Origin of the sequence: Ligilactobacillus equi DSM 15833 = JCM 10991, assembly GCF_001435735.1 — a bacterium.
Classification (GTDB): domain Bacteria; phylum Bacillota; class Bacilli; order Lactobacillales; family Lactobacillaceae; genus Ligilactobacillus; species Ligilactobacillus equi.
In genome coordinates this window covers 1-11236 of record NZ_AZFH01000161.1, presented here as the reverse complement: position 1 = coordinate 11236, position 11236 = coordinate 1, and the positions used below count along the sequence as shown (strand labels likewise).

The 11236-nt window shown below is 39.8% G+C and carries 11 protein-coding genes and 1 pseudogene; 4 read left to right on the top strand and 8 right to left on the bottom strand.

The annotated features are described in order from the left end of the window. The coding region (locus tag FC36_RS08765; protein ID WP_082614605.1) for a helix-turn-helix domain-containing protein at positions 1 to 366 on the bottom strand (366 nt) is incomplete at its 3' end. A 96-nt stretch (positions 367 to 462) separates the two neighbouring features. Here FC36_RS08765 and tnpA point away from each other — a divergent pair. Together tnpA and FC36_RS12610 are read left to right on the top strand one after the other, a co-directional pair. Beyond that, positions 463 to 906, top strand: coding sequence for an IS200/IS605 family transposase (gene tnpA, locus FC36_RS08760; RefSeq protein ID WP_025020516.1), 444 nt, complete (start codon positions 463 to 465; stop codon positions 904 to 906). 162 nt (positions 907 to 1068) lie between these two features. Beyond that, a complete protein-coding gene (locus FC36_RS12610; RefSeq protein ID WP_263640280.1) occupies positions 1069 to 1203 on the top strand; it encodes a hypothetical protein in 135 nt (44 codons plus the stop codon). A gap of 66 nt (positions 1204 to 1269) precedes the next feature. Here FC36_RS12610 and FC36_RS08755 read toward each other — a convergent pair whose 3' ends face one another. The 4 genes from FC36_RS08755 to FC36_RS08740 all read right to left on the bottom strand — a co-directional run bounded on the left by FC36_RS08755 (position 1270) and on the right by FC36_RS08740 (position 6372). Beyond that, entirely contained in the window at positions 1270 to 3090 is a 1821-nt protein-coding gene (locus FC36_RS08755; protein WP_025020517.1) for an ABC transporter ATP-binding protein, read from the bottom strand. After that, positions 3090 to 4820: an ABC transporter ATP-binding protein gene (locus FC36_RS08750; protein WP_025020518.1), complete on the bottom strand. Its 1731-nt coding sequence runs from the start codon at positions 4818 to 4820 to the stop codon at positions 3090 to 3092. The genes FC36_RS08755 and FC36_RS08750 overlap by 1 nt, the downstream gene beginning before the upstream one ends. 5 nt (positions 4821 to 4825) lie before the next feature. Further along, positions 4826 to 5452 (bottom strand): TetR/AcrR family transcriptional regulator, encoded by a 627-nt coding sequence (locus FC36_RS08745; protein WP_023859320.1) that lies wholly within the window; start codon positions 5450 to 5452, stop codon positions 4826 to 4828. A 116-nt stretch (positions 5453 to 5568) separates the two neighbouring features. Further along, positions 5569 to 6372: a TIGR02452 family protein gene (locus FC36_RS08740; RefSeq protein ID WP_025020519.1), complete on the bottom strand. Its 804-nt coding sequence runs from the start codon at positions 6370 to 6372 to the stop codon at positions 5569 to 5571. Between the two features lie 188 nt (positions 6373 to 6560). On the opposite strand from FC36_RS08740, the gene FC36_RS08735 reads away from it, so the two are divergent. Further along, the gene (locus FC36_RS08735; protein WP_025020520.1) at positions 6561 to 7298 is read left to right on the top strand and encodes a gamma-glutamyl-gamma-aminobutyrate hydrolase family protein; all 738 of its coding nucleotides are present in this window, start codon (positions 6561 to 6563) and stop codon (positions 7296 to 7298) included. A gap of 39 nt (positions 7299 to 7337) precedes the next feature. On the opposite strand, the gene FC36_RS08730 is transcribed toward FC36_RS08735, so the two are convergent. The 3 genes from FC36_RS08730 to FC36_RS08720 all read right to left on the bottom strand — a co-directional run bounded on the left by FC36_RS08730 (position 7338) and on the right by FC36_RS08720 (position 10845). Further along, complete coding sequence (locus tag FC36_RS08730) at positions 7338 to 7967, bottom strand: NAD(P)H-binding protein (protein ID WP_056986849.1); 630 nt, start codon at positions 7965 to 7967, stop codon at positions 7338 to 7340. A gap of 19 nt (positions 7968 to 7986) precedes the next feature. Further along, positions 7987 to 9357: a glutamate--cysteine ligase gene (locus FC36_RS08725; RefSeq protein ID WP_025020521.1), complete on the bottom strand. Its 1371-nt coding sequence runs from the start codon at positions 9355 to 9357 to the stop codon at positions 7987 to 7989. Between the two features lie 153 nt (positions 9358 to 9510). After that, positions 9511 to 10845, bottom strand: a complete 1335-nt coding sequence (locus FC36_RS08720) for an NCS2 family permease (protein WP_025020522.1) — start codon at positions 10843 to 10845, stop codon at positions 9511 to 9513. Between the two features lie 255 nt (positions 10846 to 11100). On the opposite strand from FC36_RS08720, the pseudogene FC36_RS12715 reads away from it, so the two are divergent. Next, positions 11101 to 11236 (top strand): annotated as a pseudogene (locus FC36_RS12715) (IS30 family transposase); the annotation flags it as partial.

Genomic DNA, 11236 nt, shown 5'->3' with positions numbered 1-11236 from the left:
TTTTTTGTGAAAGTTAGGTGTACCCACTTTGTGTACCTGTCTAAATAGTTTCCAGGCGTTTTTATAATTTTTAATGGCATTCGCCATCATATCACTATCAACACGTTTATCTTGCATGTACTGGTAATGGTTAGCCATATTTCTAGCGTTTTTACGACTTTCTAACTCACTAATACGGTCAACAACCGTATCAAGAGATAACTTAACTTGTTTTAGTCGGTATAATTCTTTGTCAATCGCAACCATCTTATTATAGACAGTTCTACTAATATCAGAATTGACTTTAATAATTTGCTTTTGTTGAGTACTAGGATATATCCGCATTTTTAATCCGTAATGATATGCTAAATCACACATTTTCTTCATCGATTTTCACCTCACTTTCTATGCTTTTATTATATCACAATGAGTGGTATTATAAAAAATAAACATGTATAAATAAAAGGAAAAGAGTTCTGTGCAATGACTGATAAAAAAACTAGAATTAAGGATGCAATTTATACTCAAAGATACATTTATAATCTGCACTTTCATCTTATTTGGTGTACTAAATACAGAAACAAAACTTTTGTAACTGATGAATTATCTAATGAAATGAAGGATATCCTTCAACGAGTAGCTGATGATAATGAAATAACCATCGAAAATATGGAGGTTATGCCTGACCATGTACATCTGCTAATTTCTTTTCCACCTAGGAAATCAGCAGTTGACGTTATTAAGGCACTAAAAGGTAGAAGTGCATTTATATTTCTAAAAGCACACCCAGAGATTAAAGAACATCAGTATTGGAGCGGACATTTATGGTCTTCTAGTTATTACTTAGGTTCATTAGGTAATATGAGTAAAGAAACAGTGCAAAAATATATTAATGACCAGAAATATAATGCTATGATGAAAAACTAAAAAAGCCCGTAAGGGCTTTTTTTGTTAGGGGCTATCCCTCCATGGGTTAAAAACTATGGATTTCCGCCCCGTGGTCCTTGAATTTTACCCAAAAGAAGACTACAATAATTACCGTAAAATAGTTTTACATTTTGATAGAATTTGCAAAAGAGGCGAAGAATAATGGCTAGCAGATTAAGCAAGGAAGAACGTAAAGCTTTAGCTAAGAAGGCTATGGCTGAACGAGCAAAGCACCCGCAAGCTAAGACGCAATCCGGGTTCGCCAAGCTTGATGAAGATGCCAAGAAGCTACGCTAATGCGCAACTGACATCAATTTAGACCAAAAGACACCCGCAAGAAATTTCTTGCGGGTGTCTTTGTGCCTATTGGGCAAATTGACTATTGTAAAGGTTCGCGTAAAAACCATCGGCTGCCATGAGGCTATCGTGGTTCCCAGTTTCAATGATACTTCCTTGATTCATGACAATAATCTTATCTGCATCGCGAATCGTAGATAAACGGTGCGCCACTACAAAACTTGTCCGGTCCTTGAGGAGCCGTTCCATAGCTTGCTGGATTAAAATTTCTGTCCGTGTATCAACTGAACTGGTAGCCTCATCCAAAATCAAGATTTCTGGGTCAGCTACGAAAGCTCGAGCAATCGTCAAGAGCTGTCTTTGTCCCTGGGAAATATTGGAAGCATCTTCATTTAAAACTGTATCATACCCATGAGGTAATTGACGAACAAAAGTGTCTACGTGCGCGGCTTTCGCAGCTGCGATAATCTCTTCTTCCGTTGCGTCTTCACGACCATATTTAAGATTGTCGTAAATCGTCCCCGTAAATAACCAGGTATCTTGTAATACCATGGAGAAATGACGACGTAGTTCTTGGCGACTCATGGCGCGGGTATCTTGCCCATCAAGACGGATAACCCCACCTTTGATATCATAGAAACGTTCCAAAAGATTAATTAAGGTTGTCTTCCCAGCACCGGTTGGTCCGACAATCGCGACTTTTTGACCAGCTTGCACATCGAAATTAAAATCTGTCATCAATAACTTATCATCAGTGTAACCGAATTGAACATGTTCGAAACTAATTTTCTTACCATCAGCTGGAACACTAGCAACAGCTTGAGGTTTAGTCATTTCTTCTTCATCTAATAATTCAAAAATCCGTTCAGCTGAAGCCACAGTGGATTGAATGGTATTGGCAATGTTAGCCAATTGAGTAATTGGTTGGGTAAATTGGTTCACGTATTGTAAAAAGGCTTGTACGTTCCCTAAAGTTAAGCTACCATTAGCCACCCCGGTTCCCCCAACAATCGCAACTAAGATATAACCAATATTTTTGACCAAGTTCATCAAAGGCATAATTAAACCAGAAATGAACTGGGCCTTCCAGGAGTTTTGGTAGTAGCGGGTATTTTCTTCTTCAAAAACTTGGATAGCTTCATCTTCGCGGTTAAAGGTCTTAACGACAGTGTGACCGGCGTAATTTTCTTCAACGTGATTGTTCATCAAACCTAGGCTCTTTTGTTGGGCGGCAAAATATTTTTGTGAACGTGGTGCCACAATTCCAACTACAATTAACCCTAAAGGAATTGTAATCAGAGCAATCAAAGTTAACTTCAAGCTGATGGATAACATCATGAAGAAAACCCCGACAAAGGTTACCAATGACGTAACTAATTGTGCCAAACTTTGTTGTAAGGTTCCAGCAATGTTATCCATATCATTGACCGCTCGTGACATAATATCCCCGTTTTGGTGAGTGTCGTAGTAATTGATTGGCAAACGTTGCATCTTCTCTTTAACTTGCTTACGTAATTTGTAAACAATCTTTTGTGAGATATTGGCCATGATAATTTGTTGCATGAACGTCAGTAAGGCCGAAGCGACATACATAGCAGCCACAATTAAGAGGATTTGCTTAATGCGATCAAAATCAATCGGATAAGAAGTCAAATGTTTACCCATTTTCATTTCGACAAATCCGGTCTTAATTCCCTTGTAAATTTCCGTGGTTGCTTCCCCTAAAATCTTAGGTGCTCGAATTTGGAAAATCGTTCCGCCAACAGCGAAAGCAAGTACCATTAAAAAGCCCCATTTCCATGGCCCCATAAACTTAGCTAAGCGCCCCAACGTCCCCCAAAAGTTTTTCGCACCTTGCTTTGGACCGTGATTTCTTCCTGGACCCATTAAACTTCACCTTCCTTCATTTGTGAGTGAACAATTTCTTGATAAACTTCATTATCAGCTAGCAATTCTTGGTGAGTACCCACTCCGGCAACTTTACCATCATCTAAGACAATAATTTGATCCGCATTCGTCACCGTTGACACTCTTTGTGCAACAATAACCACCACACTTTGACTGATATCGCGATCAGCTTTTAAAGCTTTCCGCAAGGCCGCATCGGTCTTAAAGTCCAAAGCTGAGAAAGAATCATCGAAGACATAAATGGAAGCGGGCTTAATTAAAGCTCGCGCAATGGCTAGTCTTTGTTTTTGCCCCCCAGAGAAGTTGTCCCCACCTTGTTCAACAACTGCATCTAAGCCGTCAGGCAAATCGGCAACAAAATCCTTAGCTTGGGCAATTTCTAACGCACGCCACATTTCTTCATCCGTCGCATCAGCCTTTCCAAAAGCTAAGTTAGAACGAATAGTTCCCTTAAAGAGCACAGCTTTTTGTTGAACATAGGAAACCTTATCTTGCAAGCTAACTTTGGTTAAATCACGAACGTCTTGACCATCGACCCGTACGGCCCCAGCTTCAACATCGTAGAGCCGAGGAATCAAGGCAATCAAACTAGACTTCCCAGAACCTGTCCCCCCGATAATTGCTAGAGTTTGGCCGGCGGTTAATTTCACATCTACATCTTCTAGGGCCTTTTCTTCTGCACCTTCATAGCGGAAATCAATATGGTCAAATTCTAAACTTGCCACCACATCTTGCTTAGCTACTTGGGCATCAGCTTTTTCTTGCACCTTATTTTTAGTATCTAAAACTTCGATAATCCGTACAGCAGCCGCTTGAGCCCGAGGAAGGAAAACAAAAATCATGGATAGCATCATAAAGGAAAAAAGTAACATGGCAGCATAAGTCATGAAAGAGACTAAATCTCCGACCTGCATGTTCATCTCTCCAATCAAGTTAGCCCCAAACCAAACAATTCCCAAATTAGTCCCATTCATAATGATTGTCATAATTGGCATCATAATAGAAACAATCGAGAAGACTTTAATCGCAGTTTGGGTATAATCTTTGTTAGCGACTTCAAAACGAGCTTGTTCAAATTGGTCTTGACGAAAGGCACGAATGACACGCACCCCTGTCAAACCTTCCCGAAAAACCAGGTTAATTTTATCAATTTGCTTTTGAAGCTTTTGGAAAAGTGGTACGGCAGAACCCATAATTCCTCCAATGGCAATCACTAATAACGGAATTGCCACCAAAAAGACCCAGGTTAATTGCTTTTCGCTCTGATAAGCCATAATCCCAGCCCCAATCAACATTAGAGGAGCTTGAATCATCATCCGTAACATCATAATAATTACGTTTTGGATTTGCAAGACATCATTAGTCGTCCGCGTAATCAAAGATGAAGCTCCTAAATCATCAAATTCTTTGTTTCCCAAAGCCATTGTATGTTTAAAGATTTTACTGCGTAAACGCATCCCCATCTTTTGCGCCTGGGTGGAGGCAAAGTAAACATTACCGACAGCTGCTACCAAACCAAGCAAGGCCAGGCCCATCATCTTGGCACCTACTTGCCAAATATAATCGGTATTACCTTTAGCCACCCCATTGTTAATAATATCTGCAGTTAAATTAGGCAAACTTAAATCACAGATAACTTGGATAGCCATAAAGACAACAGAACCTAAAACCGCCCACCAATCAAGATTTTTCTTTACTAAGCGTAGCACGCTGGTCACTTCCTTTCTGTTTTTAACACACCATCTTGAAACCACGTTAGCACCTTTGTGATTTGTGCTTCAATTTGGCTAATTTTTTCAGCAGTCACTTCGTCATGACTGAGTTTACCACCAATAATCCGAAAGACCGCCCCCTCAAGTATTATATTGAAAAGTCTAAAGTCGCCATAAGATTCAAAACGATACTTTTCTTCCGACAAACTATCATAGACTTCCTGCAACCTTTTCTCAATGTTTTGGTGGTGCTCATCCTTAGATAACAGACGGTAATCGCGATTCGCAATCATCGTACGATAAAACTCCCGATTCTCCCCCAAATAAAAATCTTCTAACATCAAAGTAAAAGATTTTTGATAATAGGAAAATAAATCCTGGCCTGCGAGGGGCAAGATGGCTTTTTGAGCTGCCTCTAAATTTTCCCCCAGTTTACGGGCGAAATATTGATATAAATCATGCTTATCTTCAAAATACTGGTAAAAACTACCTCGTGATACCCCAGCTTCTTTAATAATCTGATTAATTGAAGCTTCGTTAAAGCCACGCCGACTAAACTCATGATGAGCTGCTTCCAAAAGCCGCGTTTGCTTTTCAACAGGTAAGTTGAAGAATGTTTGTTTGGGCATAGCGACCCCTCCTTTTTGTGACAAGTTGTCATATGACATATTGTCATAATACTCCTATCACTAACTTTTGGCAAGCAAAAAAGCCAGATATTTTAAATCCGACTTAAATCTTCTTATTATGCTTCTTGTTTAGTTATTGGGGTAACCAATACCCGATTAAAAATATTGAGTGCACTCTTATTATTTAAAATGGGAAAGTAAACTTCCTTAAAAACGCCGAGAAATTCGGGACGATCAAGAACTTGCTTGAAGGTTTGAGCGACTAAATATGGGTCATTTTGAGAGACCCCACACCCAAAAGCTCCTAAAATTAAAATTTCTACTTCATTATTTTTAAACATACGAATAGTACGCAAAATTTTTTCATGTAAATCGGCTTGAATGCGTCGAAAATCAAGCGGGTGTTGACGTAATTTCATATAAGTGATGTTGGGAGCACTTACGCTAGCAAAATCAATAAAACGTCGGTAAGGTAGGATTTTCCCTTCACTTTGATCTCGCAAAACCTTGACTTGATTTGAATAAATCACATTAGGACTAAAATAACCTTGATTGGGCACCTTGCGATTTAACTCATAGAAACTTTGATTAAACTTCTTTAACTCTGGATAAAGGAAGCTATTACGACAAATTGTCTCCTCTTGACCGTCATATCCCATTAAAAATCCCCCACCCGGTTCCATCGGACTAGCAAAATTCATACAACCCACTTTGCGTTCAAAGTCAATTTTCCAAATCCGTGCCAATAAATTTTCCTCTTCAACATAGATTTTAGCTGGTTTATGACCATAGGCTGCTTGTTCTGGCGGTTGAAAAGTGATAAGTTCTGAAGATTGACGTAAATGCCGACTTTCAATTTGATAAATATTCAATGCCTTATGCCCCAAAGCTTGATTTATTTTTCTTTGTTTTTGACTCATACCAACTTCACCGCCAGTTCTCTCTAATTTTTTCTAATTCTTTTCTAATTTTAATTCTATCATGAAACCCTTTTATTCGGCAAGCAATAATCACCAACTTGCATTTTTCTTTACATTTTTAGCCGAAATATGGTAACTTATTAGCAGGCACATGTTTTATGATAAAACGATTAGGAGGAGATAATATTATGAAACCAAGAATTGCGATTCCTGCCGACACTTTAGCAGAAGCAACCAATATTATTAACGAAAGAAATGCGGCCTTCGCTCCTAAACCTATTATCGAAGCCGTAGTTAAATCTGGTGGGGTGCCAGTTATTTTACCTAGTGTTAACCCCGACTTGGTTAAGCATTATTTACCACTTTTTGATGGAGTGATTTTTGCTGGGGGTTCTGATGTGGATCCTACCTTCTATGGTCAAGAACCACGCCAACAACTCGGCACCACTAACCGTAAGCGCGACCTCTTCGAAGATGAACTGCTTAAACAAGCCTACAAGGCAGGGAAAGCCATCATGGGGATTTGCCGTGGTATGCAACTAATTAATGTTAGTTTAGGGGGAACCTTATACCAAGATTTATCTGAAAACCCCGACGCGACGATTAAACACTCCCAAGCAGCTGCTGGTAACCTTCCAAGTCACCATGCTAGTGTTGAACCAGACAGCCGATTAGTGAAATTAGTCGGGGAAAGAACTTTTGTTAATTCCCGTCACCACCAAGCTTTAAACGACATCGCTCCAGATTTAAAGGTAACTGCTAAAGCTGATGATGGTGTTCCTGAAGCCGTTGAATCAATTGATAATGACCAAATTTTAGCGGTCCAATGGCACCCCGAAAACACCTTCAAACATTACGAAGATTCTAAAAACCTCTTCCAAGACTTAATTAACCGCGCCGCAATTGTCGCTCAAAAACAACGCTAAAAGAAAAATCTCCCCACAAAATGTGGAGAGATTTTTTCTTTAGTTCCAAATTTCCGAAAGACTTTGATTACCATTGCTAATTGGAAGCACCTTTTTGAAAGTAGTAGGCTGCTCTAATGCTACTAAGAGCGCTAACGCCACATCATCAATCGCGATTGTCTTATTAATGACTTCGCCACTAGCAAATTGTCCCGTCCCCTTTTCTTCGACTAACGCCACCGGTTGTAAAATTGTAAAATTCAACGTTGTACTATCCATTAAGTACTTATCAGCAAAAAATTTAGCTGTGTAATAATCCTTAATATGAACATAAGGTTCAAGGTCCCAAAATTCAGGTTCAAGCGATTTTTGAGCACTTAACATAATGTAACGATTAATACCATTTAGTTTGGCTGCCTCCATCGTTTTCACCGCTCCAAAAGCATCACTTTGAAGTAAGTCTTTTCCTCGCGAACCCGCTGTAAAGTAGATAGCATCTACCTGCCCAATTACTTGAGCAATTTCCACTACCGAAGCATGTAAATCTAACTTTTTAAACTTTATACCTAAAGCTACCAGTTCAGCAACTTCATGGCGCGAACCCACAATAACTTCATGCCCTGCTTGTAATAATTGTTTAGCGAGGCTTTGGCCCACACGACCAGTCCCACCAACGATAAAAATTTTCATTTTAAAAATTCCTTTCTGTTTACCAGTTCCCCTTAAAGAGCCCTTGCCGCAATTCCGTCGCTGTCAGTGGTTCTTCTCTTTCAAACCCCTGGAAAGGCGAAATTGTCTGTAAAGCTGCGTTTTGATAATGGCGTGCCTTACGCACTGCATATTTTCGCAGTGAACCATCTTCGACATAGTTCATTAACTTAGCCGCCGGTGTCGTACGCGGATTTTCAATCCGATCTTCTAAATCATCCAATAACTCCTGATATTCCGGACCCAATTGAATCCGATTAGCATAAGCTGCTAAGGTCTGAAGGAAAGCTAGAGCTTTATTTTGGTAGCGGGTTGGTTGAGTTGGAGCTTCCAACGCCACCTCATTATTCATCTCATCTGCCCGCGACATAATAGCGTTGACTTCGTCTTCTTTGATAGCCGGATTCATGATAAAGTAACTCGCCAATAAACGAATAAAACGTAGCGTGCTAGTCCGTACCCCAACGGAGCTAGAAGGATCTAAATCCAGCATCCGTAATTCAATGTAATCAATTCCATTTTTCTTAAGATCTTGGAGATTCTTTCCTCCTTTAAGGCGGACAGGTCCATGGAATTCATAGTCAGAAATCAGTGTTCCATCTTTTGCTCCCGCTTCAATCCGTGCCACATAAGCTTTAACACTAGAATAATCACCAGAAAACTTGGTCCCAAAGCCTTGGGAACTTTGGCGAAGTGAACGGACTGCATGCGGTAATTCCTTATCTTTTTCAAAGTAATTAGCTTCTGCTACGGGACTGGCCCCAAAAAGATACGTGATAAACCAACGATAACGAACAAAACCTTGCGCCACTACGGTGTACAAGTGATTGCGAACTTCAGTCTCATTTCGGAAGCGTTCTGGAAAATTTTGAAGCACTAATTTAATAATGTGCTCACTAATACTCAAATTAATATGTACTCCACATGGCGTGCCTTGAGACCAGCCACGACGTTTTGCCCACTCGACTAAATAAGCTTCTTTAGCTGGACCAGCTTTAGCAAAGACTAGGTTTTCCTTAGCTAAATTTTCCGGTGATTTGTCAGCGGGCAAGGCTGGTGGCATTGATAGAGGCCACAACATTTCTCCCGGAGCCAAGGCCACCCGTAAAGCTGTATTAATCCCATATAGGTAGTGCATGGCATCAATCGCATGCTCAGCTGAGGGGGTTACGACTTCAGTCATCACTTCTAAATAATCAGTAGTAATCCAGGGGTTCGTTTTTTCATCACCAATCCCAGCCGGATATGGTTCCTTACTAAAATTTCCTTCTTCATCAATCCGTTGCATCTCAATTTCCAATCCCATGGTGAAATCTGAGGTTTGTGCAACAGCCTCATTATCGAAGATTAACTGACCAATTCGGCTAAACATCTTAATCATCCCCTAATTTAAATTTAAAACATTTTTCATTATCATTATTATGCACTGATTATATCTTTGGTGCAACCTTAAATTGCCACCTTTTCAAACAAAAAGAAAAAACTCGCCAGCAAGCGAGTTTTTCTCATTAACTTATCCTTTAATTTAGCCGCGACTCAATACCCAGAAGAATACTAAAAAAACAAAGAATAGTACGTACATTAAAATAGGAACCTCTTTGCCCCTTTTAGCAGCAATCATCGTAATTGGATACATAATAACCCCTAAGGCTAAGCCATCAGCAATCGAGTAAGTTAAAGGCATTCCAGCTACAATTAAGAATGCTGGAATTGCGATTTCAATTTTACCCCAGTTAACCCGGGCTAAGTTTTCCGCCATTAAAACCCCAACAATAATCAAAGCTGGTGCTGTTACATAGGTCGTAACTACAGCCAAAAGCGGGGAAAAGAACATCCCAAAGATAAATAACAAACCAGTCGTCACGGCCGTTAAACCGGAACGTCCCCCTACGGCAATTCCGGCAGATGATTCCACATAAGTTCCTACCGGTGAAGTCCCTAACACGGTCCCGACTAACATGGCAGATGAGTCAGAAATTAAAGCTTTCCCAACTCTTGGAATTCGACCATCTTTATCGATAAAACCGGCTTGGGTCGTTAAACCAACTAAAGTCCCCGCTGTATCAAAGAAAGCCACCAGTAAAAAGGTCAAAATAACAATTACTAACTGAAAACTATTAATATCAGTCACATGAAAAATCGCTTGCCCAAAAGTTGGTTTCAGGCTAGGTGCAGCTGAGATCACCGAAGATGGCATGGGAGTCAGACCAGTCGCCACTCCAAAAACCGTTGCAATCGCCATCCCAATAAAAATTGCCCCGGGTACATTGAGCACCATTAGAATCGCAATAGCAATTAAACCAACCACCGTAATCCAAGTTTGTCCTGCAAAACTTCCTAAAGTAACTAAGGTTGAACTATTTTTAACAATCAACCCTCCACCTTGTAAACCGATAAAGGCAATAAACATTCCAATCCCAGCCGAGATGGCATACTTCAAATCTTGCGGAATAGCGTTAATGATGGCTTCCCGTAAAGAAGTAGCGGACATAATGATAAAGATAATGGCTGCGATGAAGGCCCCTGCTAGCGCTGTTGGCCAAGGAATTTTCATCCCTACACAAACAGAGTAAGCAAAGAAGGCATTAATTCCTAAGGATGGGGCTGTGGCAATGGGATACTTAGCCACAATCCCCATCATTAAACACCCAAAAGCCGAGGATAACGCTGTCGCCGTAAAGACCGCACCTTTATCCATCCCCGCTGCCCCTAAAACCGTAGGGTTAACAAAGAGGATATAACACATAGAAATAAAAGTGGTGAACCCCGCTAAAAGTTCGCGCTTTACCGAAGTATTTAAGGTATTAATGTTCCCATCTTCGTCTTTGACATTAAAAAAATAAGATTTAATTGCGTTCACAATAAGACTCCTTTTTCCAAACATTGAATTAAAGAACTAATAATTTCATACTTTTAATATACAACATTCAGGAAAAAGTGTAAATACCTTCTTTATTATTAATTAATGTTCGTTTTTTATACCAAAGAAAATTTAATTATAATACTTAGATTTGGTATACTTTTTTCACATTAAAAACGAACATTATTTTAAAAGGTCGGATTGTATAATTTAAGTTGAACATTGCGTGAACAAAAAAACCATAATGATCTTTACCGCGCTTTACACCGCTTTATCCCCAAGGGACGTCCAATTGAAGAAGTTAGTGATGAGGAACTAATGCGGATTAACAGGATAATGAATACGATGCCACTCAAGTGTTTAAACTGGCGAACACCACTTGAAGTCTTTA

Excerpts from the sequence above, each read along its gene's own strand:
- FC36_RS08725 (WP_025020521.1), bottom strand. The coding sequence starts at position 9,357 with ATGTTTAGCCGAATTGGTCAGTTAATCTTCGATAATGAGGCTGTTGCA.
- FC36_RS08735 (WP_025020520.1), top strand. The coding sequence starts at position 6,561 with ATGAAACCAAGAATTGCGATTCCTGCCGACACTTTAGCAGAAGCAACC.
- FC36_RS08755 (WP_025020517.1), bottom strand. The coding sequence starts at position 3,090 with ATGGGTCCAGGAAGAAATCACGGTCCAAAGCAAGGTGCGAAAAACTTT.
- FC36_RS08740 (WP_025020519.1), bottom strand. The coding sequence starts at position 6,372 with ATGAGTCAAAAACAAAGAAAAATAAATCAAGCTTTGGGGCATAAGGCA.
- FC36_RS08745 (WP_023859320.1), bottom strand. The coding sequence starts at position 5,452 with ATGCCCAAACAAACATTCTTCAACTTACCTGTTGAAAAGCAAACGCGG.
- tnpA (WP_025020516.1), top strand. The coding sequence starts at position 463 with ATGACTGATAAAAAAACTAGAATTAAGGATGCAATTTATACTCAAAGA.
- FC36_RS08730 (WP_056986849.1), bottom strand. The coding sequence starts at position 7,967 with ATGAAAATTTTTATCGTTGGTGGGACTGGTCGTGTGGGCCAAAGCCTC.
- FC36_RS12610 (WP_263640280.1), top strand. The coding sequence starts at position 1,069 with ATGGCTAGCAGATTAAGCAAGGAAGAACGTAAAGCTTTAGCTAAGAAG.